This is a genomic window from Janthinobacterium sp. LS2A (assembly GCF_036543145.1).
Lineage (GTDB): Bacteria > Pseudomonadota > Gammaproteobacteria > Burkholderiales > Burkholderiaceae_D > Janthinobacterium > Janthinobacterium aestuarii.
On sequence record NZ_JAZHPB010000008.1, the window covers coordinates 154,816 to 178,813 of the forward strand.

Sequence of the window (23,998 nt, forward strand, 5' to 3'; positions counted from 1 at the left end):
ACCATGAGACGCGCACTGGCATCCTTGCTGTTGCTGTTGCTGTTGCTGTTGCTGTTGCTGGCCATGGCACCGGTGGCCAGGGCCGATGGATCGGCCGCCGAAACGGGTGCCGATCCGGGACCGGCCAGCTTGCCGAGCGATCCGATGGCGCCGAATGAACTGTATCTGGAGGTGACTGTGAATGCTGAATCAACCGGGCTGATCTTGCGCTTTACCCAGGTGGGCAAAGGCTTGCGCAGCAGTGTGGCGAACTTGCAGCAGTTGGGGCTGGACCCGGCGCGCCTGGTCGCACCCGGTCAGACCGAGGTGGCGCTTGATGCGATTCCCGGACTCAGCTATGACTATGATGCGGCGCGCCAGAGCGTGTCGCTGCAGGTGGCGGACGACTTGCGCTCGCCGTACCGCATCAACGCGCGCCTGGCCCCGCAGACGCCGCCGTCGCGCGTTACGCCCGGCGCCGTCCTCAATTACGAAGCCTATGCGGAACTGGGCCGGACGCGGCGCGCCGCCATCTTCAACGACTTGCGCTATTTCAATGACAGTGGCGTGTTCAGCAATACCGGCACCGTGAACCTGGGGTCGGACCAGCGCAAGTACATGCGCTTTGACACCTTCTGGAGTCACGCCGACCCCGAGACCCTGCAGACGTGGCAAGTGGGCGACCTGATTTCGTCTTCGCTCAGCTGGAGCCGCGCCGTGCGCGTGGGCGGCGTGCAGTGGCGCAAGAATTTCCAGCTGCGCCCCGACCTGCTGACCTTTCCCGTCGCCTCCGTCGATGGCACGGCGCTCGTGCCCTCATCGCTGAGCCTGTACGTCAATGGCGTGCAGCAATATGCTGCCAGCGTGCCCAGCGGTCCGTTCGTGCTGAACCAGGTGGCCGGCATCAATGGCGCCGGGCAAGCCACCCTCATCACGCGCGATGCCCTGGGGCGCAGCGTGACGACCGTGCTGCCCCTGTATGTCGATACGCGCATGCTGGCTGCCGGCTTGAGCGATTATTCGGTCGAGGCGGGCGCCGTGCGGCGCGACTATGGCCGCCGGCTGTTCGGCTATGAGCGGCAGCTCGTTGCCAGCGCTTCCGTCCGCCATGGCGTCAGCGACAGCTTCACGATTGAAGGCCATGCGGAACTGGCTGCCGGCTTGTATCAGGCGGGGGCGGGCGCGCTGGTGCGGCTGGGCCAGGCAGGCGTGCTCAGCGGATCGCTGTCGGCCAGTGCCGGCCACAGCCTTGGCGTGCAGCTGGGCGCAGGCTACCAATACATGGGGCCGCGCTTCAGCGTCGACGTGCAAAGCGTGCGCGCCAGTGCCGGATTCGGCGACCTGGCCTCGCGCGACGGCAGTCCCGTGGTGCGCGCGGCGGACCGCTTTACCGTAAGTTTGCCCTTGCCGGCGGGAAGCAGCATCAGCAGCAGCTATATCCGCTACCGCGCACCGGGCGCACCGTCATCGAAGCTGGCCACCCTGGGCTATTCAGCCACCCTGTTGCACGGCCTGTTCCTGAACGCCAGCCTGTTCCAGGATTTGCGGCAACGCGAGAAGCGGGGATTTTATGTCGGCCTGAGCATGGCCTTCGACAATAATCTGTCCATCAGCACGAGCGCCAGCCGGCAAAATGGCGAGAGCGGCCACAGCGTCAGCGCGCAGCGCGCGGCGGACTTTGGCGGCGGCTTCGGCTGGAACTTGCAAGCTGGCACGGTGGGCGGCAATGCCTACCGGCAAGCGCAAGTGGAATACCTGGGCAATGACGGCCGAGTTAGTGCGCGCACGCAAAGCAGCAGCATGGGCAATGCCTCCTCGCTGGGCGCGGCCGGCGCGCTGGTGCTGATGGATGGCCATGTCGAGACGGCGCGCCAGGTGGGCAACGGTTTTGCGCTGGTCTCCACTGGCGGCGTGGGCAATATTCCTGTGCTGCATGAAAACCGCCAGATCGGCGTGACGGGCAGGAGCGGCTATCTGCTGGTGCCGAATTTGAATCCCTATGGCAATAACCAGATCAGCATCGCCACGGATGAACTCGACGTCGACGCGCGCGTGCCCGTGAGCAATATGACGGTTGTGCCGCAACACCTGGCCGGCGTGCTGGCGGCCTTTCCCGTCGAACGCTACAGCGCCGCCACCGTCATCGTGCAGGGCGCCGATGGCAAGCCGCTGGCCACAGGCATGCCCGTGCTGCATGTGCAAAGCGGCAAGCAGACGGTCGTGGGATTTGACGGCATCATTTTCGTCGACGATCTGCACGAACAGAATCAGTTGCAAGTGGGTGAGGAGGACAGCGCGTGCACGGTCGGCTTTGCGTATGTGCGTCCTGCCGCGGGCGGCTTGCCCGTGATCGGGCCGTTGCGCTGCGCTGCCACCGGAGGAGGCCGCTGATGCGCCGCCTGCTGCCATGGCTGACCTTGCTGCTGGGCTGCGCCTGGGGTAGTGTGGCGCAGGCGGCCGATACCTGCACGGTCAGCATGACGAATATCAATTTCGGCGCCGTCAGCCCGATTTCCGGCACCGATTACGTGGCGCAGGCCACGGGCACCTTCAGCTGCCTGTTTTCGTCGCTGAACCTGGGACAGTTGCTTACGCCCAATGCGCAAGTGTGCATCTCGCTGGGGCTGGGCACGAATTCCACCTCGGCCCTGCCGCGCAAGCTGGGCAATGGCAGCAACCGCATGGAGTACAACGTGTACGTGGACAGTTCATATGCGACGGCGAAGATCTGGGGCGGCGCCGGCGTGGCGGGCGCGCCATCGACCTTTGGCATGACCCTGTCGGCCGGCTTGCTGGCCCCGCCCGGCACGTATTCCACCACCTTTACCGTGTACGCGAAGATTCCTGCCGGCACGGCCCTGGCCGCCGTACCCACGGTCGCCAACGCCAATACCGTCTATGCGTCGAGCTTTGCCGGCGTGGGCACCTACACGTACACGACGTATGGCCTCGTCAACCTGCAGGGGTGCTCGGCCACCAGCGGCAGCTTCGGTTTCACGGTAAGTGCCACGGCCGTCAACGACTGCACCATCGCGGCCAGCCCGATGGCATTTGCCAACGCCTCCATCCTGACGGGCAACTTGCGCAGCACCAGCACCTTGTCCGTGCGCTGCGTGAACAATAACGTCTATCAGATTGCCCTGAACGGCGGCAGCGTGGCGGCCAATGTGGCCAACCGGCAAATGAAAAACCTCTTAACGACGGACAAGGTCAGCTACCTGCTGTCATCCACGCTCGATGGCGCGCCCTGGGGCGATGGCACGGCAGGCACGAGCATGGTGACGGGCACGGGCACGGGCACGGGCGCCAGCGTGCCGCTGACGATTTACGGCCGCGTGCCGGCGCAGGTGTCGCCCCGCCCCGGCGACTACAAGGACACGGTGACGGCAACGATTTATTTTTAGAACGTGACGGTAACGAGGCCGGCGCCCGATGGCGTCGCCTGCTGGTGCAGCAGATAAGGCGTGTTGTGCTGGCAGCGTACCTGGGTGATGTTGCGCTGCGAGATGATGGTGCACGCTTCCTGCACGACGAAGGTGGCCTGCAGCGTTGCGGAAGCGGCGGTACCGGCGGTGGTGGTCTGGCAAAGGGACAGGGCGAGCAGGGCAGGCAGTACGGCAAGCTTCAAAGGGGTCATCGTGAACGCATCGAGTGAAAAACGGGCGTGGGCAGCAGCGCCGGAAGGCGTGGCTGGCACCGTTTTTCGCACCGGGATTGGGAGAGCAGAACCAGCCATGATTGTACTTGAACAAGGAAAGTGTGAGTTTTCGTGTATTTTCAGCCCGCCGCAGGGGCAAGCACCTCACTTTCAAAATGATAGTAACTAAGTTTCCGTGTTGCAACTGAAATTTTTTTCGATTGTTGTGTTGAATCAATGTGAGGAGATGGCCATGAAACATACCAACTTTAATAATTTGCCTTGCCCGATTGCGCGCAGCCTGGGCAAGGTGGGCGAATGGTGGAGCATCCTCATCCTGCGCGAAGCGTTTTACGGCAAGACGCGCTTCGACGAATTTGAAAAAAGCCTCAAGATCGCCCCCACCATCCTGACGCGCCGCCTGGCCGACCTGGTGGAAGGCGGCTTGATGACGCGCCGCCTGTATTGCGCCAAGCCGCCCCGCTACGACTATGTGCTGACCAAGTCCGGGCGCGCCTTCAAGCCCGTCTTGCTGGCGTTTATCGCCTGGGGAAATGAAAACTTCGCGCCCGAAGGCGCCAGCCTCGTCATCGCCAGCCGCGATACGGGCCTGGCCGCCGATCCGGTGCTGGTCGACGCCACGACGGGCTTGCCCATCAATGACGAGTATTACGCGTTCGCGCCAGGGCCTGCCGCCAGCGACAGCATGCGCAGCATCATCCTCGACGCGGAAAAAAGCAGCGGCATCGCGCCCAAGCCGAAGGCGCCGGCCGCCAACCGCGGCTGGGTGGCGGAAGGGCATCTGGCCTGAAGACGCGCTGGCGGAGGTGCGCCGAGTTTGGCGCAAAGCAAGACGGACTGCACGGCATGGCGTTACCGTCGCACTATGCAATGCAAGTGCGGCGCAGGCCCGGCTGTGCAGGGCGAGGCGCCATCCGTGACCCGATGTCCGTTGAAGGAGTACTGCGATGACTACATTGCCACAACACGCTCGCCGCGCCGCCACCGTGCTGGCGCTGGCCGCCCTGCTGGGCGCCTGTTCCCATGGCCCGCATCAGCCGGGCGGCCATGACGTCACCTTGACGGGCGCGCAGGAAGTGCCGGCCAATACGAGCACGGCCAGCGGCAGCAGCACCATCCGCGTCGCTCATGACCGCAGCGTCAGCGGCGGCGTGCGCTATACGGGCATGGTGGCCACCGTCGCGCATATCCATGAAGCGCCGGCCGGCGCCAACGGCCCCGTCATCATGCCCCTGGTGAAAACGGCCGAAGGCATGTTTGCCGTGCCGGCCGGCGCCATGCTGACGCCGCCCCAGTATGCGAGCTACCAGGCCGGCAACCTGTACGTGAACGTACACAGCGCCGCCTACCCGGCCGGCGAGATCCGCGCCCAGCTCAAGCCATAGCCGCCGGCGCTTTCCCGAAACCTCCTTGGGCCGCGCGAGCGGCCTTTTTTTGCGCCCGGCGGCCAGCCACGGCAGCGCGCTACAATGGCGCTTCATGCTGACCATCCTCGCCATTACCTTTCCCTTCTTCGCCCTGGTACTGTGCGGCTACCTGGCCGTGCGGCGCACGCTGCTGCCGTTGGCCGCCATCGGCGGCTTGAACAGTTTTGTCCTGTACTTCGCGCTGCCGTGCATGTTGTACCGCTTCGGCGCCGCCACGCCCATCGCGCAGCTGCTCGATGGCAGCGTGTTCGGCGTCTACTTGCTGTGCGCCCTGATCATGGTGGGCGTCACCACGGCCATGACCCTGAGCCACCGCATCGACTGGAACAACGCCGCCTTCGGCGCGCTGGTGGCGGCCTTCCCGAACACGGGCTTCATGGGCGTGCCCCTGCTGTTGACCCTGCTCGGACCCCGTTCGTCCGGTCCCGTCATCGTCACCATCGTCGTCGACATGCTCATTACCAGCTCGCTGTGCATCGCCCTGTCGCGCATCGGCAGCGGCGGCGCGCACGGCAGCCGCGCCGCCATCGTCAACGCCATGAAGGGCATGCTGGGCAACCCGATGCCGTGGGCGATCGTGCTGGGCGCCATGTCATCGTGGCTGGAACTGGCCTTGCCCAAGCCATTGATGCAGACGGTGGGCCTGCTGGCCGACGCCGCCTCGCCCGTTGCCCTGTTTACCATCGGCGCCGTGCTGGCCCGTTCGCAAATGAGCACGGCCGACCCGGCGCCGCTGGGGGAGTATGTGCCCGTGGCGCTGAAAAAACTGCTGCTGCATCCGCTGCTGGTGTGGGGTATTGGCCATGCGGCCATCGCGCTGGGCGCGCCGCTCGATCCGTTCGCGCTGACCTGCATGGTGCTGGTGGCTTGCCTGCCCAGCGCCAGCAATGTCTCGCTGCTGTCGGAGCGCTTTGGCGCGAACACGGCGCGCATCGCCCGCATCATCCTGGTATCGACGGCGCTGTCGTTTTTGACGTTTTCGGCAGCCGTCAGCTGGCTGGCGTGAGGGTGGCCGCGTGGCCCCGGGCCTCGCCGCGCGCCTTGCGCATCGTCGAGAGCACAGCGACGGCGCGCATCGCCCGCATTATTCTGGTCTCGACGGCGCTGTCGTTTTTGACGTTTTCGGCGGCCGTCAGCTGGCTGGCGTGACGTTGGCGGCGATCAGCGCACCGAGTGCTTGCGCCGCGCCGGGCTGGGTGCCGGCGGCCAGTTCGCGCGCCATGGTGGCCTGGTCCTGCATGCTGCGGTTCTGGCCCAGCTTCCATTTGCCCGTGATGCGCGTGAGGGGGATTTCGATGCCGACGATGGCTTTCAAGAGTTTCTCGATATAGGCGGCCGGCGCGTCGCTCACCCGCCATGGCGCGGCTTGATCTGCCTCATGGCGTGCCGTCAGCCGCTCCACCAATCCCAGCAGCCACGCCGCATCGTCGATGGCGCGCAAGGGGCCGTGGGCGTGCACGACGGCGTAATTAAAGGTCGGCACTTCCTTGCCGCTGCGCTGCTTTTCCGCATACCAGGCGGGCGTGATGTAGGCGTGCGGGCCCTGGAAGATCACCAGTGCTTCGTCGTTCCCGCCGGCGGCGCGCCACAGCGGATTGGCGCGCGCCACGTGGGCCCGCAGGCTGCCGAATGGGGCGTCGGGCGTGGGCGCGGCGATCTCGAACGGCAGGTGGTCGGCGCACAAGCCATCGACGCCCTGGCGCACCAGCGCGCCCAAGGGATGGGCGTCGATCAAGCCATGCAGCACGTCGAGGCGCTCTTCGCGAAAGCTGGCGGGCGAGTACATTTAATCGGCTCCTTCCACGACCACGTCGGCCGTCAGCGAATTGGCGATGTAGCAGCGTTTGTGCGCGTCGTGGTGCAGGGCGGTCAGCGCCTCGGGCGAGGGCGGCGTTCCCGCAAACGCAATGCGTGGACGCAGCACGATGCGCGTCATGGCCAGGCGGCCTTGCGCATTCTTGCCCAGCTCGCCGGTGGCCTCGTCGCGGTAGTCGTCGATGACGTAGCCGCGCTGCGCCGCCAGCGACAGGAAGAACAGCATGTGGCAGCTCGACGTGGCCGCCACCAGCGCTTCTTCCGGATCGATATTTTCCGCCACCGACATGGGCAGCGGCACGGACAGGGGCGACGACGAGGCAGCTACCGTCAGGCCGCCGTCGAACTGCCATTCATGGCCACGGCTGTAGCGCTGGCCGGCGAAATCCTGGCCGTCGCGCTGCCAGGCCACGGTGGCGAAAAACTGATGCATGGGTGCTCCGCAAGAGTAAGGGGGTATGTCATCTTAGCGCCAGTCTTGGCTATTTAAAACAGCCAATAAGTGCTATCTTGAAGATACCAATTCAAGAGTGCCGCCATGCCAGCTTCCCATTTGCACCAGATCATCGCCACCTTGCCGCTGCAGCGCGGCGCCAGCGAGCCGCTGTTTCGCCAGCTGTATGCGGCCATCAAGGCCGCCATCCTCGATGGCCGCATGAATCCCGGCATGCAGCTGCCGCCCACGCGCGACTTTTGCCGCCTGCTGGCCGTGTCGCGCCAGACGGTGCTCAATGCGTATGCGCTTCTGACGGCCGAAGGCTATCTCGATGGCGCCGTGGGGCGCGGTACTTTTGTCAGTCGCGACGTTCCGCTGCCGGCGCCTGTCCCTGCCGTCGCGCCTGGCCTGCTGCGCCCCCTGTCGGCGCGCGGCCAGGGCGTGGTGACGGCCATGCGCCAGGTGGCATATCACCGTGGCCCGCTGCGGGCCTTCCGTGTCGGCATGCCGCGTATCGACCATTTCCCGTTCGACGTGTGGAACCGCCTGGAAGCGCGGCGCTGGCGCCGGCCCGACCACCATTTCGGCTACAGCGATCCGGCCGGCTACCTGCCGCTGCGCGAGCTGCTGTGCGTGTATCTGAAGGCGTCGCGCGGTGTCCAGTGCACGCCGCAGCAGATCGTCATTACGTCCGGTTCGCAGCAGGCGCTGTTCCTGCTGTCGACCATTTTGCTGGCGCCCGGCGACCCGGTCTGGATGGAGTCGCCCGGCTACCGGGGCGCCAGCGGCCCGCTGCGCGCGGCCGGCGCGCGCGTGTTTCCTGTCCCCGTCGATGCGCAGGGGCTGGACGTGGCGTATGGCGTGGCGCACTGTCCGCAGGCGAAGCTGGCGTACGTGACGCCGTCGCATCAGATGCCGCTGGGCGTGAGCATGAGTTTACCCCGCCGCCTGGCCTTGCTGGCCTGGGCCGCACAGCACAAGGCGTGGCTGGTGGAAGACGATTACGACAGCGAATACCGCTACGCGGGCGCGCCATTGGCTTCGCTGCAAAGCCTGGACCGGGCCGGCTGCGTGGTGTATGTCGGCACCCTGTCGAAAGTGTTGTTCCCTGGCCTGCGCCTCGGCTACATGGTGGCGCCGCCCGCGCTGGCCGACGCGCTGGTGCAAGCCAAGGCCGTGATGGACCGGCACACGGCCATCGTGCCGCAGATGGCGCTGGCCGACTTCATCGCCGAGGGCCACTTTGGCCGGCATATCCGCCGCACGCGCGACAGCAATGCCGAACGGCGCGACCTGCTGGTGCGCGGCATCGCGCGCGAATTGTGCGACCAGCTCGCGTGCGGCCCGGCCGACAGCGGCCTGGAATTGTGCGCGTATTTTCGCGCCGGCCACGATGAAGAAACGGTCGCGCGCGCGGGCCTGGCACGGGGCATCGAATTGCGTCCGTTGAACCACTATGCCGATCCGGCGGCGGGGCCCGAGTGCGCCACGCCGCCCGGGCTGCTGCTGGGCTTTGCGGCCATTCCCCCGGCCGAGATGGAGCACGGCTTGCAGGAATTGGGCCGCATCCTGCGCGGCCGATAAACTATACTGGCACTTGCCTGCACATTAAGAACACGACCATGACCACCATCCGCTGCTCCTGGGCCAACCCGGCCAATCCCCGCTATCTCGACTACCACGATACGGAGTGGGGCGTGCCCTGCCACGACGAGCACCGGCTGTTCGAGATGCTGAACCTGGAAGGCGCACAGGCTGGCCTGAGCTGGGAAACCATCCTCAACAAGCGCGACACCTACCGCGCCGCGTTTGACGACTGGGACGCGGAAAAGATCGCCGCGTATGGCCCGGACAAGGTGGCGCAGCTGCTGGCGGACCCCGGCATCGTGCGCAACCGCCTGAAGGTGGCGGCCGCCATCACGAATGCGCAAGCCTATTTGCGCCTGCGCGCGCAAGGCCAGACCCTGGACAGCTTCCTGTGGGCGTATGTCGATGGCCAGCCTATCGTCAACAGCTGGCAGCCGGGCGAATTTCCTGCCAAGACGGCATTGTCCGACCAACTGTCGAAAGACTTGCTCAAGCTGGGCTTCAAGTTCGTCGGCTCGACCATCATCTACGCCTACATGCAGGGCATCGGCATGGTCAATGACCATGCGCCCGCCTGCTTTTGCCGCGCGGGGCGCTGATGCACCGCGTGCTCGTCCTGCTCGATACGGATTTTGACGGCGCCCGCTTGCGTGCCGCCTGTGCGGCGCATGGCGGTCGCCGCCTGCATTACATCGCGCTGGCGCCGCGTCCCGTCGATGCGCGCCACTTGCCCGAAGAGTGGCGTGCGCAATGGCCGCCCTGCGTGCCGGGCCTGCATCGCATGGTCTCGCACGATGGCCTCGTCACGCTCGATGTGCTGATCGGCGAAGCCGATACCTGCCTGGCGCAACTGTCGGCGCGCGTCGATGAAGTACACCTGGCCTGGGTGCCGCCAGCCACGCCGGTGCTGGCGCGCCTGATGGCTGATGGCGCCCGTCTGCAAGCCGTGCATCTGGACGAGGCGCAGCGCGCGGCCCTGCAAAAGAATGGCTTTGTTTTTGACGAGAGCCGTTTGCGCGCCGTGTTTTATGCGCGGCGCGCAGAGTACGCGGCCGTCACCGCGCCCGAGCGGCGCGCCATCGTCATCGGCGCGGGCGTGGCCGGCGCGGCCGCCTGCGAACGGCTGGCCGCGCGCGGCTGGAAGGTGACCCTGGTCGAGCGCCACATGCAACCGGCCAGCGAGGCCTCGGGCAACCTGGCCGGCATCTTCATGCCGCTGATGTCGAAGGACGACAATATCGCCACGCGCCTGGTGCGCGCCGCCTACCTGTATTCGCTGAACCGCTGGAAAGACCTGGGAGGCATCGGCGCCGCCATCGAGGGTGCGCAAAGCGGCGTGCTGCACCTGGCGCGCGACGGCGCGCATGCGCAGGTGCAGCGGCAGATCGCCGCCAGTGGCCTGTATCCGCGTGAATTCGCCCGCTGGCTGGAAGCGCCCGAGGCGACCGCCATGCTGGGCGCACCGGCGCCCGATGGCGCCTGGTGGTTCGAGCAGGGCGGCTGGGCGCGCCCGTCTTCCGTCTGCGCGGCCATGCTGGACGCCTGCGGCGCCTCGCTCACGCGGCGCTTTTCCAGCAGCGCCTTGCGCCTGGAGCGCGGCGACCAGGAATGGCTGGTGCGCGATGCGGACGGCGCCCTGATCGCGGCTGCACCCAACGTCATCCTGGCGGCGGGCACGGGTGCCGTCGATTTCGAACAGGCGGCCGGCCTGCCGCTGGACGCCGTGCGCGGCCAGGTCACGCACCTGGCCGAAGGAAGCTTGCCATCGTTGCCGTTCGTCGTCTGCCGCGAAGCCTACATGACGCCGGCGCACCAGGGCATCGTGTGCGTGGGCGCCAGTTACGACGCGGACGCGGACACCAGCTTGCGCCCATCGAGCCAGGAAGACAATATCGCGAAGATCGCCGATATCCTTGGCGTGGCCCCGTTCGCCGCGCCGCTGGCCGGGCGCACGGGCTTTCGCTGCATGGCACCGGACCGCCTGCCGCTGGCGGGCGCCTTGCCCGACCGCGGCGTACCGGGCCGCTGCGAGCGCCTGCGCGACGTGCCGCGCTGGCCCGGCCTGTTTGGCTTGCTCGGCTACGCCTCGCGCGGCCTGATCTGGGCGCCGCTGGCGGCCGAGCTGCTGGCGTGCCAGCTGGAGGGGGAGCCGCTGCCGCTGGAGAGTCAATTGGCCGCTGCCTTGGATCCTGCGCGATTTTTATTGCGGGAACGGCGCCGCGCTTCCTGAGGACACCCAAAGGCAAATTCCGGGGTCAGACCCGGCGGGTCTGACCCCGGCTTTACGCTGCAATATCTCCATATACGTTTTTCAGCTTTCCAAACTCTTTTTAATTTGTTTTCCGAACAACATAAGTTCGCTACAGTGGACTCGTGCTGGTTTTTGACGACGGAATAAAGAGGTGGAAAGATGGCTGCTGCAGAACTGATTTTCGATCCCCGCGCCGCGCACGGCGAGGCGGCTTTTGACGAAGTGCTCAATCTCGCGCGTACCCAGGCGCAGGCGCAGGGCTTGCCGTATGCGGGCATCGTCAGCGCGCAGGATGCGTGGCAACTGGTGCAGGCCGGCAAAGCCGTGCTGGTCGACGTGCGCACGCATGAAGAACGCACGTTCGTCGGCTACGTGTCCGCCTCGTTGCACGTGGCGTGGGCCACCGGCACGGCCATGAACCGCAATCCCCGCTTTACGCGCGAACTGGAAGCAAAGGTGGGCGGCAAGGATGCCGTCGTGGTGCTGCTGTGCCGCAGCGGCAAGCGCTCGGCCGCGGCCGCCGAAGCGGCCGCCAAGGCCGGTTTCACGCACGTTTTCAATATCGCGCAAGGCTTCGAGGGTGACCTTGACGAGCAGCAGCAGCGCGGCCACAGCGGTGGCTGGCGCTGGCATGCGCTGCCCTGGCTGCAAGATTGAACCTCTTCCCCGGGACCACCATGAACCAGCGAGCCATTCCCCCTGCCTCTCTTGCCGCACAGCCGCAATGGGAACTGCGCCAGATCGTCGATGAATTGCGCGCCGTGCGCGAGCAGTGGCGCGAAGGATTGGCCAGCAACCAGGAGTGCGGCGCGCGCGAATTCCCGTCGCGCCAGCACTTGCACGACATCATCAAAGCCCTGTGCGCGGCGCTGTTTCCCATGCGCCTGGGGCCCCTCGACCTGCAGCAGGAGAGCGAAGATTTCTTTGTCGGCCACACGCTCGACACGAACCTCACGGGCTTGCACGAACAGGTGCGGCGCGAACTCAGTTACCACGCGCGCCAGCACGGCTTGCAGCAGACGGTCTCCATCGAACAGCAGGCGCTGGCCATCGTGCAGCGCTTCGCCCGCGCGCTGCCGCGCATCCGCACCCAGCTCGACACGGACGTGGCGGCCGCCTTCCATGGCGACCCGGCCGCGCACAGCGTCGATGAAGTGCTGCTGTGCTATCCGGGCATCCTGGCCATCATCCATTACCGCCTGGCGCACACCCTGTATGCGCTGGGCGCGCCGCTGGTGGCGCGCATCATCGCCGAAGTGGCCCATTCGCAGACGGGCATCGACATCCACCCGGGCGCCATCATCGGCAGCAGCTTTTTCATCGACCATGGCACGGGCGTGGTGATCGGCGAGACGGCCATCATCGGCGAACGCGTGCGCATCTATCAAGCCGTCACCCTGGGCGCCAAGCGCTTTCCCGCCGGCGCCGACGGCGTGCTGAAAAAGGGACTGGCGCGCCACCCCATCGTGCAGGACGACGTGGTCATTTATGCGGGCGCGACGATCCTGGGACGGGTGACCATCGGCCAGGGCTCCGTCATCGGCGGCAATGTCTGGCTGACCCGCAGCGTGGCGCCCGGCAGCCATGTCACGCAAGCGCACAACCAGCAGGAGGCACCGGAATTGCCGGCGCCATCCCACCCCGCCTTTGCCCACCACCCATGAGGACAGCATGTTGATCAAACAGTTTGGACTGGCCGTGCGCCAGTTGCGTGAAGGGCATGGCTGGTCGCAGGAGCGGCTGGCCGAAGCGGCCGACTTGAACCGCTCGTTCATCGGCGAAATCGAACGGGGCGCCGCCACGCCGTCGCTGCTGACGGTGGAAAAGCTGGCCGTCGCGCTGGGCGTCGGCCTGGCCGGATTGATGGCGCGCTGCGAGCCGGAGTTGGTCGATTAAAAACGGGTAAAACGCTTAACAAAGCCGTGGCGAGCGGCAGTGAGTTGTGGCCGAGAAGCGCAGCTGTGCGAATGCACAGTGAGCATCGCAGGCTGCAAATCGCGACGCGCAGTAGGTTTGGTTAAGCGTTTTTTGGTGGCGATAGCATGTTGAGAGAAGAGGGGAGACGCTCGATACTTTATTCGTTTTTCAGATAAGCATATTCACTTTTCTCATCAGGAGTAGTCATGGCAGAAGCAACAGAGAGCCAGTTCGCGCTGGGCGATAACGCCGCGCGCCAGCTGGCCAATGCAAGCAAGAGCATCCCCCAGTTATCCACGATCACGCCGCGCTGGCTCGTGCACCTGCTGCAATGGCTGCCCGTGGAAGCGGGTATCTACCGCCTCAATCGCGTGAAAAATCCGAAGGACGTGCGCGTCGCCTGCTCGCAGCGCGACGAGTCGGAACTGCCGCAAACCTTCGTCGACTACGACGACCAGCCGCGCGAATATTTTCTCAACGCCGTCAGCACGGTGCTCGATGTGCACACGCGCGTGTCGGACCTGTACAGCAGCCCGCACGACCAGATCAAGGAGCAGCTGCGCCTGACCATCGAGACGATCAAGGAACGCCAGGAAAGCGAATTGATCAACAATCCCGACTACGGCCTGCTGGCCAGCGTGCATGACGACCAGCGCATCTTTACCCTGACGGGCGCGCCCACGCCGGACGATCTCGACGAACTGCTGACGAAAGTGTGGAAGGAACCGGGCTTCTTCCTCGCCCACCCGTTGGCCATTGCCGCCTTTGGCCGCGAATGCACGCGCCGCGGCGTGCCGCCGCCGACCGTCAGCCTGTTCGGCTCCCAGTTCCTCACGTGGCGCGGCGTGCCGCTGGTGCCATCGGACAAACTGCCGATCGAAGACGGCAAGACGAAGATCATTTTGCTGCGCGCGGGCGAACAGCGGCAGGGCGTGATCGGCCTGTTCCAGCCTGGTCTGGCGGGCGAGCAAAGCCCGGGCCTGTCCGTGCGCTTCATGGGCATCAACCGCCATGCGATTTCGTCCTACCTGATTTCGCTGTATTGCTCGCTGGCCGTGCTGACCGACGATGCGCTGGCCGTACTGGAAGACGTGGAGATCGGTAAATACCATGACTACCCAGACACCTACAAGTGATGGCGCGGCGGGCTTGCCTGCCGTCCCGTTTTTACCCGATGAAGCGACTTTGAACCGCCTGGCCGGTGAATTCTTTGCCCGTTTGCCAGGGTTGGCCCCCGCGTTGGACAAGTCGCCCAGCCTTGGCGGTTCCGGCAGCGTGCTCGATGCGGCGCCCCGCTATGCGAACCGTCCGCCGCCGCAGCCCGGCCCTTCCTTCGCCGCCATCGCCCCCGGCGTGGCGACGGCGCAAGTGCCGCCCGTGACGCCACCTTTGGAAGCACCGGTTGCGCCGGCGCCGGCTTCCGTGCCGACGCCGCGTGCATCAAGCCTCGGTGCGCCGTCGCCGTATTACTTTGTCGGCGGCGCACATGGTTATCCCGCGTCGAACGGCAAGCTCGATGGCCTGGCGCAGCAGGGTCTGGGACAGGCCGCGCCGCAGCAGGCACCCGCGCGCCAGCTGCCCGTATCGCCGGCGAACAGCCAGCCCGTGTTCTACTTCCAGACCGAGCTGCCCTCGGCGACGAAGCCGGGCCAGCACCAGACGCCGGCGCCGTTCGACGTGCATGCCGTGCGGCGCGATTTTCCCGTGCTGGCGGAGCGCGTCAACGGCAAGCCGCTGGCCTGGTTCGACAATGCGGCCACCACGCACAAGCCGCAGTCGGTGATCGACCGCGTGTCGTATTTCTATGCGCACGAGAATTCGAACATCCACCGCGCCGCGCACGCATTGGCGGCGCGTGCCAGCGACGCGTACGAGGCCGCGCGCGCCAAGGTGGCCAATTTCCTCGGTGCGGCTTCGCCCAATGAAATCATTTTCGTGCGGGGCGCCACCGAGGGCATCAACCTGGTCGCCAATACGTTCGGGCGAAAATACATCGGCAGCGGCGACGAGATCATCGTCTCGCAGCTCGAGCACCACGCCAACATCGTGCCGTGGCAGCAACTGGCGGCGGAAAAGGGCGCGACCCTGCGCGTGATTCCCGTCGACGACAGCGGGCAGATCCTGCTCGATGAATTCCGCAAGCTGCTCAACGGCCGCACCAGGTTGGTGTCCGTGACGCAGGTGTCGAATGCATTGGGCACCGTGACGCCCGTGGCGCAGATCATCGCGCTGGCGCATGCGGCCGGCGTGCGCGTGCTGGTCGATGGCGCGCAAGCCGTGTCGCATCTGCGCGTGGACGTGCAGGCGCTGGGTGCGGATTTCTATGTGTTCTCGGGCCACAAGGTATTTGGCCCGACGGGCATCGGCGCCGTGTATGGCAAGGCGGACTTGCTCGAGCAATTGCCGCCATGGCAGGGCGGCGGCAACATGATCGCCGACGTCACGTTCGAGCGCACCGTCTACCAGGGCGTGCCTAACCGTTTCGAGGCGGGCACGGGCAATATCGCCGATGCCGTGGGCCTGGGCGCGGCCATCGATTACGTGCAGCGCATCGGCCTGGAAAACATCGCCGCCTACGAGCACGCGCTGCTGGAATACGCGACGCATCACTTGCAGGCCATTTCCGGCGTACGCCTGATCGGCACGGCGCTGGACAAGGCGAGCGTGGCTTCGTTCGTGCTGGCCGGCTACGAGCCGGCGGAAGTGGGGCGCGCGCTGAACGACGAGGGCATCGCCGTGCGCTCGGGCCACCACTGCGCCCAGCCGATTCTGCGCCGCTTCGGCGTGGAAGCGACCGTGCGGCCATCGTTCGCCTTCTACAACACGTATGAGGAAATCGACCGCATGATCGTCGTGGTCAAGCGCCTGGCGGGCGCGCGCCGCTGATCTTGCCTGCTTGTCAAGCTGATGCCGCCCCTGCGCAAGCGGGGGCGGCATTGTTGCGTCATGTCACGGACTTTACGTGCGGCTGGCTGGCGCCTGCAGGCTGGCGGTATAATTTATCCTTGGCAATATTGAAGCTGCGGCCCAAGGAGATATCCGGTGGAAGATCAACACAGCTCGCCCGAGCTATTCCTGTTCCTGGCGTCGACCGCGCACGACATGAAAAACTCGATCAGCGTGGTCAGCGGCACGTTGGAGTCGCTGCTGGCGGCCGAGCAGGCGAAAACAGCCCCCCAGGCCGACCCCGCCTACCTGCAGATGGCGCAGATGCTGTACCAGACCAAGCGCCTCAACGATAACCTGATCCAGCTGCTGGCCCTGTACAAGGAAGTGGGCAAGCCCGGCTACCCGTTCGACGTGCAGCCGCAGCTGGTGAGCCAGGTGGTCGACCAGGTGGTGGACCAGGAAAAGATATTGCTGGCGTCGAAAGGCATCCGGCTGGAGACGGCCTGTGCGCCGGAGCTGATCTGGACCCTCGATGAAGACCTGGTCATCGGCGTGCTCGCGCATGCGATCAACAACGCCATCCGCTACACGAAAGACACGATCCGCCTGTCCGTGCGGGAGCACGGCGGCATGCTCGAGCTGCGCGTGGAAGACAATGGCGACGGCTATACGCAGGCCTTGCTCGACGCGGGCAGCGCGGCCATGGATGGCATGGCGGCCGGCGTGAACTTTTCCACCAACAGCACGGGCCTGGGCCTGTATTTTTCCAGCGAAGTGGCAAAGATGCACAAGCACCGTGGCAGCAGCGGCAGCATCGCCCTGGAAAACGGCGGCGCCCTGGGCGGCGGCTGTTTCATCCTGCGCCTGCCCTGAACGAGGATGCCATGACGACAGACAGCCACGCCACCGCCGCCGAAGCGGGCAGCACCGACTGGGCCGACAAGCATTATCTGTTGGTCGACGATTTCATCGGCATCCGCATCCTGCTGCGCGAATCGCTGCGCAACCTGGGCGCGCGCCATATCGACCAGGCGGCCAGCGGCGGCGAAGCCATGAAGCTGCTGGCCAAGACGCGCTACGACGTGGTGCTGTGCGACTACAACCTTGGCGAAGGCAAGAACGGCCAGCAAGTACTGGAAGAGACGCGCGTGCGCAACCTGACGGCGCCGTCGAGCGTCTGGCTGATGGTGTCGGCCGAGAAAAGCGTGGAATCCGTGATGGGCGCGGCCGAGCACCAGCCCGACGCGTATCTGATCAAGCCGATCACGGAAGGCGTGCTGCTGACGCGGCTGAACCGCGTGTGGCACAAGAAGCAGGTGTTCCGCGAAATCGACCAGGCCTGCATGGAAAAGGATTATCTGCGCGCGGCCAAGCTGTGCGACGCGCAGATCGAGCTTAACAAGCTGCACGAGCTGGAACTGCTGCGCATGAAGGCGTCGTTGCTGCTGAAAAGCGGCGAGCCGGAAAAGGCCCGTGCCGTGTACGAGAAAGTGCTGGCCGACCGCGATTACAGCTGGGCCAAGGCTGGCCTGGGCAAGATCCGCATGAACAACGGCGAGCACGAGGCGGCGCGGCAAATCTTCCAAGGCGTGATCGTGGAAAACAAGTACTACATCGATGCCTACGACCAAATGGCCGTCGCCTACCAGCTGATGGGCCAGCACGAGGAAGCGTGCGGCGTGCTGGAAAAGGCGGCGCGCCTGTCGCCCAATTCCGTGCCGCGCCAGCGCAACCTGGGACTGGCGGCCTTGAAGGTCGGCAATGTCAGCATGGCGGAAAAGGCCTTTCGCAAATGCATCTCCATCGGCGAGTTTTCCGTCATGAAGACGCCGGACGCTTACCTGGGCCTGGCGCGCGTGTGCGGCCTCAAAAAGGATGCCAAGGAAGCGCTGCAGTGGCTGCTGCTGGCGCAGCGCGAATTCTCGCCCGAGCAGATCGGGCTGCGCGCGAAGATCACGGAAGGCATGGTGCACCACGAAACGGGCGATTACCGGCGCGCGCGCAAGTGCGGCGACGAGCTCGAAGCGATGCTGGCCGAAGACCCGGCGCGGCCCGAGAAAAGCATTTGCATGGAACTGGCGACCCTGCTGTTCGCCGTCGGCGTCAAGGATGCGCCGGCCGGCCTGCTGTGCTACGTGGTCAAGAACAACCACGATAACCAGGTGGTGCAGGACGAAGTGCAGAAAATTTTCGACAAGGCCAAGATGGGCGACGAGGGCACGAGCCTGATCATCGCCTCGCGCAAGGAAGCGTCGGACTTGATGAACAAGGGCGTGCTGCTGTGGAAGACGGACAAGCTCAACGAAGCCGTTGCCTGGATGCGCACGGCGCGCGACAAGCTGCCGAACAACTTGCGCATCCTGTTCAATTCCGCGCAAATCATCGTGTCGTTCCTGGAGCAGCGCGGCTACCAGGCGGAATTGGCGGCCGAAGCCATGGAAGTGTTGTTGTATGTGGACAAAATTGCACCAGGGCAGCAGCGCTTCGCGCAATTGATGGAGCAACTGGTGCAGCTGACGCCGCCGCCCGGGCCGGAAGAGGCCGTCGTGGTGCCGGAAAAAGCGCCGCCGGTGCCGGAAAAAGGGGGAAAAGTCGTGCGTGAGCGTGCCGGATGATAAACTAGGGGCCAGCGTGGGTTCGCCCGTGCTTGAGTTGCTCTACAACAATAAGGAAGAAACTATGCGTGATGTGGTCAATGAAGTATACAAAAAAATGAAAGTCGGCGCCGTTGCCTGGGTACGCCCGGTCGCCGCCAAGGGAGACACGCTGGAAACATTCCAGTCTTCGTACGAGCACGCCAAGGCGCTGGCCGACGAAGGCCTGATCACGATCGGTGACGTAAAACGCCAAGCCGACAATCAGATCGAGGCGATCCGCATTCATCGTATCGCCTGATCATGTCGCCAGCTTGAAACATCAGGCCTTGCCTGGTGCTTTCGACTTGGGTGCCGCGCGCTTTGCCGGCGCCTTGCGCAGCGGGGCCTTGGCCTTGGCTGCCGTGCCTGCTTCAGCGGGCTTGGCGGATTTGCCGGCCGCTGGCTTGGCCGTCGCTCCAGCCGCTCCACCGCCAAAACTGGCAGCATCGGGCGACATCGCTGTCGACACGGCCTGCTTGAACTGATCTTGTAATAAATTCCACCAGGCACTTGGATTGGCCAGCTGGGCTGCCGCCTGGCTGCCGGCATCGCTGGGCGCCGCCGCAGCCGGTTCCGGTGCGGGGGCAGGCGCCGGTTTCGGTTCAGGCGCTGGTGCCGCAGCTGCGGGTGCGGCTTGCTGGAAAAATGCGGAAGCGTAGGGTACCGATTCAAACACGGATTTCTCGCTGGCGCCGGGCTGGGTGATGGCTGCCGCCAGGGAAGCGCCCATCGATTTCAGGGTAGCGATGGTGCCGCGCTGCACTTCCAATGCCTGGATACTGCCGCGCAGCATGCTGGTATTGAGGTTCAGCCAGGCTTCGACGGCTTTCAAGTCGTTGATTTTCTTGTCCAGCTCTTCCACCGACATGGTGGGCGCCGTGATGCCAGGCACGCCCATGCCGGGCACGCTCATGCTGCCCCACAGGTTCTTGACGAAGTCGAGGGTGTCGGTCACAACTGCTGCGCCCGGCATTTGGGGCATTTGCGGGTTTGCCATGCGAAATCTCCTGGTAGGTGGATGTGCCTAGCGTAGCAGATATCAGCTTGCAACTGACGCAAAGCCGCCAACATTTTCTTACATAAAACAGCAGGAGTTGAGTACGGGCAAGAAGCGGGAAGTAGGGGGAAGGCGTTACACTACGGCCTATGATGCCTGACTCCTTCTTTTCGCCACCGCGCCGCCGCACCGTCATTTTTGTCGCGGTCATCGGCGCACTGCATTACGTGGCGCTGGAATGGCTCACCTCGCGTGCCAGCATGGTGCCGCTGGGGCAGGATCATGCGCAGGTGGTCAGCATGGCCTTGATCGCCGAGCCGCCCGCACCCGTGCCGGTGCCGCCTCCGCCTCCGCCTCCGCCGCCCAAGCTGCGGCCCTTGCCCGAGCCCCGCTTGCCGCCACCGCCGCCGCCGACGGAGCTGCCGTCGAGCGACACGGCCCAGTTCACGGCGCCCGCCAGCGACGCGCCGCAAGGGCCGGTCACGCCAGCGGCACCGGCGGCCAGCGCGCCAGCCATCACGGCGCCACCGCCCGCCGTGGCGGAAGCACCGGCACCGGCCAGTCCGCCGCCGCCGCCCGTCGAGCAGGCGCGGCGCTACAAGACGAATGCGCCTGCATCGGCCCAGTTCGACCTGCATGTGGACCGGCGCGATGCGGACGGTACCAAGTGGCAGGGCGTGGCCGCCATGGCGTGGGACAACCGGGGCGAGACGTACCAGCTGAAACTGGAAGTGGGCTTGAGCATGTTGATCACGCGCATCAACCTGCTGGTACTGACCAGCGAAGGCCTGATCGATGGCAGCGGCATCGTGCCCGTCACGGCCACGGAAAAGCGCAAGGGCCGCGCGCAAACGGCCACGCATTTCAACCGCGACGCCAAGGCCATCACGTTTTCGGCCACGACGGCCACGGTGCCATGGCAGGAGGGGGCGCAGGACAAGGCCACCGTGCCATTCCAGCTGGCCGCCATCGGCCGCGCGGACGTCAACCAACTGGCGGGCAATATTGACATCCTCGTTGGCGAGGAAAAAGAAGCGACCGTGTTCCGCTTCCAGCTGGTGGGCGAGGAAGAACTGGAGACCAAGATGGGCCGCCTGGTGACCTGGCATTTGCGCCGGCCGCCGAAACCCGGCACGTATTCGTCGCAGCTCGATATCTGGCTGGCGCCGTCCATGCAATGGTATCCGGTACAAATACGCAATACCGAAGCGAACGGGGCGCTGACCACGCAAACCGTGACCCAAATCCGCGTCAATGACGCTACAGGAAAATAAATGATGACTCTGAATTCTTTGAAACACTTGCTGGCCGCCGGCGTGCTGGCCGCCACCTTCGCTCCCGCCATGGCCGACGCGCCCGTGGAGCATCCCGTCATCAAGCGCCCGTACAAGCTGGCGCCGTCGGCCGACCTCGTCTATTCGATCAAGGCGAAGCAGCGCGGCATCGCGCTGTCCGGCGAATCGGTCAGCAACTGGCGCGCTGGCGATGGCAAGTACTCGCTGCTGGCCGAAACCAAGGCCGCCCTGTTCGGCAAGATCCTCGAGCAGCGCAGCGAAGGCACGGTCGACGATTACGGCCTGGCGCCAGCGCAGTTCGTGGAAAAGCGTTTCCGCAAGGAAGCGGCCACGACTACTTTCAAGCGCGACAGCAAGACCATCGTCTTCAGCGAAGGCGACGACAGCTATCCGCTGAAAGGCGGCGAGCAGGACCGTAACAGCACCGTCTGGCAACTGGTCAGCATAGCGCGCGCCGCCCCCGAGAAATTCACACCCGGCTCGGAATGGAGTTTCTTCGTTGCCGGCCGCCACGACGCCGAGCCGTGGACCTTCAAGGTCGTCAAGCAGGAGACCGTCGCCACCGGCCAGGGTCTGGTGGAGGCCGTGCACCTGATCAAGGCGCCACCGCCGGACAAGAAGGGCCAGCAAGTAGACCTGTGGCTGGCCCCGTCGCTGGAATGGTATCCCGTGAAGGTGACGTTCGCCGATGAAGATGGTGATTACGTCGAGCAAACCTTGCAAAAGGTCGTGCAGAAGTAAGTGCTTGCTGTTGTTGTGGGGTCAGACCCGCCGGGGGGAGGTGCCCAATGGGCGCATCCCGATTCCAAAGGAACTGACCCTTGTCCGCCCGTTTTCGCCATCAGGAGTCTTGATAAGCAGGCGCCAGCGTTGCGCCGTGTCCGCACCTCCCCCTCCCACGCGCTAAATTGCATGTCAGAACTGATATACTGACGCCCCCGCCCCGCAGCGCTGCGTTAGCCCGCTGCGCCGCCCGCTGAACACTCATCCGGAAAAGAATGATTGATATAATGGCAAGTGCAGCCGTGGCTACGGATGCAAATCAGACAGAGCAAGAGCATCACGATTCCTTGCAGGCGCATTTCCAGCCCAATATTTCGGCCGATGAAATAGAGCAAGTTTTTCACTTGAAGCGGGCGCAGCCTCTGCTGCAAGTGTTTACGGCCCTGTTCCACGGCGGTTTCGATGGCGTGCTGGTGCGTCTGCTCGTGTTGCGCGAACTCGCGTCCGATGCGGCCACGTCCGCCTATACGCGCGCCGATATCAACACGAAACTCGCCTACCTGTTGCCGGAAAGCCTGGAAACGGTCTTGCTGCGCCTGCGCTCGAACCAGTTGCTGGCCTGGGATGCGCAGCAGGGCGTGTATCGCGTGACGCCGATGGCGCGCAATGTGCTGTCGGCCATCGACAGCTTGCTTGGCCTGGGCCAGACGGAAGACGAAGCGGAAATGGGTTTTCTGCTGTCGCAGGTAGCGGGCGCGCAAGCCGTCGGCGGCGTATCCGTTGAACAACTCCAGCATTTGCTGGGGCGCCTCGTGGACTTGACGGAGGAGTTCTCCGACGCCATCGCGTCCGGTTCCGAATTCCGGCTGCGCACGGCGCAGGCAAAGTGGAACATGGCGTGCGACTGGGTCGAGAAGGGGTCCGAAATCCTCGTGGCCATCACGTCCGATGAAAACGCGGATAGCGCCACGCACAAGGCGGCGCAGGCGATCGGCCGCGCGCAAAGCAAATTGCTCAACATGCAAGGCATGTTTTCGCGCGCCCTGAACCAGATCGAGCGCCAGCGCGTGCACCTGGGCCAGTCGGGCCTGTCAACCACGGACATCAAGCGCTGGCTCTTGCTGCACGAAGACCTGGCCAGCCTGGCCGAAGGCGCCATCGACCAGCCCGTCGTGCCGCTGTTCTCCACGCCGGCCGAGATGATCGACGTGGCCGAAACGGAACTGCTGTCCGAACGGGCGGCAGGCGTGACCAACACGGGCCTGCCCAGCGGAGAGGATGCGCCCACCACCATCAGCGACGGACCCGCCATGCAGCTTGAACTCGATGACCTGTTGGACCGCCTGTCGAACTTCGCCAGCCTGGGCAATTTCCCCAGCATCGGCGAAGAGGGGCCGAAATCGGTGCCCGTGCAGGATTCCTTGCTGCCGGCCAGCTTTGCCGTGGCGTCATACCGCGCTTCGATGCTGCCGCTGCTGGGCGACGTGTCCGAAGCGAGCTTGCAAGGCTCGACGGCCGAACTGGCCCGCTTGCCGATTACCTTTACACCGACCGACGAGATGGTCCAACTGACCGACCCCCACGTGGCGGCCATGTCGATCGCCTCGCTTTCACTGAATGTTTCACTTGATTTAGATAGCGGCACTGCCGATGAATGACGATTCCCAAATCCTGATTGCGCGCCTGCTCACGCATCAAACCCTGCGTCGCGACGACAAGCTCGTCAAGCGCGTGCTGTCCGACGAGCTGTTCCGCGCCGAGATCGATGCGCGATTGCTGGCCTGCGGCTTGAAACTGCTCGACAACGTGTATGCCGACCACGTGACTTTGGCACTGACGCGCACCATCGAACCGAAGATTTTCGGCGCGCGCGACGTGTGGCAAAACAATAATTTCGGTTTGGCGCGCGATGGCGTGGCCTTGCTGGTGGTGCTGTGGGCGCAGATCATCCTGCCCAAGCGCGAACGCCAGGAAACGCACCAGCATGCGGACGATGACCAGAACGATATGTTCGGCACGGAAAAGCCGCTGCCGCGCGCGGAAGACGCGTCGATCGGCATTTCCTACAAGGCGCTGCTGTCGGACTTCGGCGACAAGCTGGGCAAGAAGACGCGCATGGACATGAATCTGGGCACCCTGGCCAAGCTGGGCTTCATCGAGCGGCGCGGCGATTTCATCCTGGAAGGTCCGCTGCTGGACCTGATGATGGACACGGACGTCTTGAAAGAGCGCATCATCAACGGCGCCCTGGCCGACGTATTCAAGCGGGCGCCGGCGCGCCTGGTGGCCATCGATCCTGACGCCGATCTGGCAGACGACCTGTCCGCCGATATCGGCGACCTGCCTGACGCTGGCGACGAGCCCGCGTCCGACCTTCCTCACTGAAAG

At 64.9% G+C, this 23,998-nt stretch carries 25 protein-coding genes; 21 read left to right on the forward strand and 4 right to left on the reverse strand.

Translation table 11 applies throughout. The annotated features are described in order from the left end of the window. The first annotated feature begins 3 nt into the window (after positions 1-3). Together V3C40_RS21895 and V3C40_RS21900 are read left to right on the forward strand one after the other, a co-directional pair. Positions 4-2,370 carry a fimbria/pilus outer membrane usher protein gene (locus V3C40_RS21895; protein ID WP_331778505.1) on the forward strand — a complete coding sequence of 789 codons (2,367 nt, stop codon included), beginning with the start codon at positions 4-6 and terminating at the stop codon, positions 2,368-2,370. Then, positions 2,370-3,383, forward strand: coding sequence for a Csu type fimbrial protein (locus tag V3C40_RS21900; RefSeq protein ID WP_331778506.1), 1,014 nt, complete (start codon positions 2,370-2,372; stop codon positions 3,381-3,383). The genes V3C40_RS21895 and V3C40_RS21900 overlap by 1 nt, the downstream gene beginning before the upstream one ends. Here V3C40_RS21900 and V3C40_RS21905 read toward each other — a convergent pair. After that, positions 3,380-3,616, reverse strand: coding sequence for a hypothetical protein (locus tag V3C40_RS21905; RefSeq protein WP_319992211.1), 237 nt, complete (start codon positions 3,614-3,616; stop codon positions 3,380-3,382). The genes V3C40_RS21900 and V3C40_RS21905 overlap by 4 nt on opposite strands. Positions 3,617-3,869: 253 nt before the next feature. Here V3C40_RS21905 and V3C40_RS21910 point away from each other — a divergent pair, with 253 nt between their 5' ends. The 4 genes from V3C40_RS21910 (at position 3,870) to V3C40_RS21925 (ending at position 6,213) form a co-directional block, all read left to right on the forward strand. After that, complete coding sequence (locus V3C40_RS21910; protein ID WP_034753667.1) at positions 3,870-4,427, forward strand: winged helix-turn-helix transcriptional regulator; 558 nt, start codon at positions 3,870-3,872, stop codon at positions 4,425-4,427. Between the two features lie 157 nt (positions 4,428-4,584). Further along, the gene (locus V3C40_RS21915) at positions 4,585-5,022 is read left to right on the forward strand and encodes a CHRD domain-containing protein (protein WP_331778507.1); all 438 of its coding nucleotides are present in this window, start codon (positions 4,585-4,587) and stop codon (positions 5,020-5,022) included. Positions 5,023-5,116: 94 nt separating this feature from the next. Beyond that, positions 5,117-6,070, forward strand: coding sequence for an AEC family transporter (locus V3C40_RS21920; RefSeq protein WP_331778508.1), 954 nt, complete (start codon positions 5,117-5,119; stop codon positions 6,068-6,070). A gap of 2 nt (positions 6,071-6,072) precedes the next feature. Continuing rightward, positions 6,073-6,213, forward strand: coding sequence for a hypothetical protein (locus tag V3C40_RS21925; RefSeq protein WP_161784201.1), 141 nt, complete (start codon positions 6,073-6,075; stop codon positions 6,211-6,213). Here the strand turns inward: V3C40_RS21925 and V3C40_RS21930 are convergent. Beyond that, entirely contained in the window at positions 6,197-6,850 is a 654-nt protein-coding gene (locus tag V3C40_RS21930) for an FMN-binding negative transcriptional regulator (protein WP_331778509.1), read from the reverse strand. The two genes, V3C40_RS21925 and V3C40_RS21930, sit on opposite strands and share 17 nt — an antisense overlap. After that, positions 6,851-7,312: an OsmC family protein gene (locus V3C40_RS21935; protein WP_331778510.1), complete on the reverse strand. Its 462-nt coding sequence runs from the start codon at positions 7,310-7,312 to the stop codon at positions 6,851-6,853. It abuts the gene before it with no gap. A gap of 105 nt (positions 7,313-7,417) precedes the next feature. On the opposite strand from V3C40_RS21935, the gene pdxR reads away from it, so the two are divergent. From pdxR to V3C40_RS21990, 11 genes are all read left to right on the forward strand, one after another. Continuing rightward, positions 7,418-8,899, forward strand: coding sequence for a MocR-like pyridoxine biosynthesis transcription factor PdxR (pdxR, locus tag V3C40_RS21940; RefSeq protein ID WP_331778511.1), 1,482 nt, complete (start codon positions 7,418-7,420; stop codon positions 8,897-8,899). A 38-nt stretch (positions 8,900-8,937) separates the two neighbouring features. Beyond that, positions 8,938-9,501, forward strand: coding sequence for a DNA-3-methyladenine glycosylase I (locus tag V3C40_RS21945; RefSeq protein WP_331778512.1), 564 nt, complete (start codon positions 8,938-8,940; stop codon positions 9,499-9,501). After that, positions 9,501-11,132: an FAD-dependent 5-carboxymethylaminomethyl-2-thiouridine(34) oxidoreductase MnmC gene (mnmC, locus tag V3C40_RS21950; RefSeq protein ID WP_219329722.1), complete on the forward strand. Its 1,632-nt coding sequence runs from the start codon at positions 9,501-9,503 to the stop codon at positions 11,130-11,132. The genes V3C40_RS21945 and mnmC overlap by 1 nt, the downstream gene beginning before the upstream one ends. Before the next feature lie 180 nt (positions 11,133-11,312). Continuing rightward, on the forward strand, positions 11,313-11,810 hold the full coding sequence (locus V3C40_RS21955) for a rhodanese-like domain-containing protein (RefSeq protein WP_219329723.1): 498 nt from the start codon (positions 11,313-11,315) through the stop codon (positions 11,808-11,810). 20 nt (positions 11,811-11,830) lie between these two features. After that, positions 11,831-12,817, forward strand: a complete 987-nt coding sequence (gene epsC / locus V3C40_RS21960; protein WP_331778513.1) for a serine O-acetyltransferase EpsC — start codon at positions 11,831-11,833, stop codon at positions 12,815-12,817. Between the two features lie 7 nt (positions 12,818-12,824). Beyond that, entirely contained in the window at positions 12,825-13,049 is a 225-nt protein-coding gene (locus V3C40_RS21965) for a helix-turn-helix domain-containing protein (protein WP_070305409.1), read from the forward strand. A 227-nt stretch (positions 13,050-13,276) separates the two neighbouring features. Then, entirely contained in the window at positions 13,277-14,206 is a 930-nt protein-coding gene (locus V3C40_RS21970) for a family 2A encapsulin nanocompartment shell protein (RefSeq protein WP_331778514.1), read from the forward strand. Continuing rightward, the gene (locus V3C40_RS21975) at positions 14,181-15,956 is read left to right on the forward strand and encodes a family 2A encapsulin nanocompartment cargo protein cysteine desulfurase (RefSeq protein WP_331778515.1); all 1,776 of its coding nucleotides are present in this window, start codon (positions 14,181-14,183) and stop codon (positions 15,954-15,956) included. Before V3C40_RS21970 ends, V3C40_RS21975 begins: the two co-directional genes overlap by 26 nt. 156 nt (positions 15,957-16,112) lie before the next feature. Then, positions 16,113-16,832 carry a sensor histidine kinase gene (locus V3C40_RS21980; protein WP_331778516.1) on the forward strand — a complete coding sequence of 240 codons (720 nt, stop codon included), beginning with the start codon at positions 16,113-16,115 and terminating at the stop codon, positions 16,830-16,832. Between the two features lie 11 nt (positions 16,833-16,843). After that, positions 16,844-18,574, forward strand: a complete 1,731-nt coding sequence (locus V3C40_RS21985) for a response regulator (RefSeq protein WP_331778517.1) — start codon at positions 16,844-16,846, stop codon at positions 18,572-18,574. Next, positions 18,558-18,854 carry a hypothetical protein gene (locus V3C40_RS21990; RefSeq protein WP_230516689.1) on the forward strand — a complete coding sequence of 99 codons (297 nt, stop codon included), beginning with the start codon at positions 18,558-18,560 and terminating at the stop codon, positions 18,852-18,854. The genes V3C40_RS21985 and V3C40_RS21990 overlap by 17 nt, the downstream gene beginning before the upstream one ends. Before the next feature lie 21 nt (positions 18,855-18,875). Here V3C40_RS21990 and V3C40_RS21995 read toward each other — a convergent pair whose 3' ends face one another. Beyond that, a complete protein-coding gene (locus V3C40_RS21995; RefSeq protein ID WP_034753455.1) occupies positions 18,876-19,592 on the reverse strand; it encodes a PhaM family polyhydroxyalkanoate granule multifunctional regulatory protein in 717 nt (238 codons plus the stop codon). A gap of 149 nt (positions 19,593-19,741) precedes the next feature. On the opposite strand from V3C40_RS21995, the gene V3C40_RS22000 reads away from it, so the two are divergent. The 4 genes from V3C40_RS22000 (at position 19,742) to V3C40_RS22015 (ending at position 23,995) form a co-directional block, all read left to right on the forward strand. Then, a complete protein-coding gene (locus V3C40_RS22000) occupies positions 19,742-20,866 on the forward strand; it encodes a DUF3108 domain-containing protein (RefSeq protein WP_331778518.1) in 1,125 nt (374 codons plus the stop codon). Next, positions 20,867-21,628, forward strand: coding sequence for a DUF3108 domain-containing protein (locus V3C40_RS22005; protein ID WP_331778519.1), 762 nt, complete (start codon positions 20,867-20,869; stop codon positions 21,626-21,628). It abuts the gene before it with no gap. Between the two features lie 269 nt (positions 21,629-21,897). Then, the gene (locus V3C40_RS22010) at positions 21,898-23,268 is read left to right on the forward strand and encodes a hypothetical protein (RefSeq protein ID WP_139248478.1); all 1,371 of its coding nucleotides are present in this window, start codon (positions 21,898-21,900) and stop codon (positions 23,266-23,268) included. Beyond that, positions 23,261-23,995 carry a hypothetical protein gene (locus V3C40_RS22015; RefSeq protein ID WP_219329729.1) on the forward strand — a complete coding sequence of 245 codons (735 nt, stop codon included), beginning with the start codon at positions 23,261-23,263 and terminating at the stop codon, positions 23,993-23,995. The genes V3C40_RS22010 and V3C40_RS22015 overlap by 8 nt, the downstream gene beginning before the upstream one ends. Positions 23,996-23,998 lie beyond the last annotated feature (3 nt).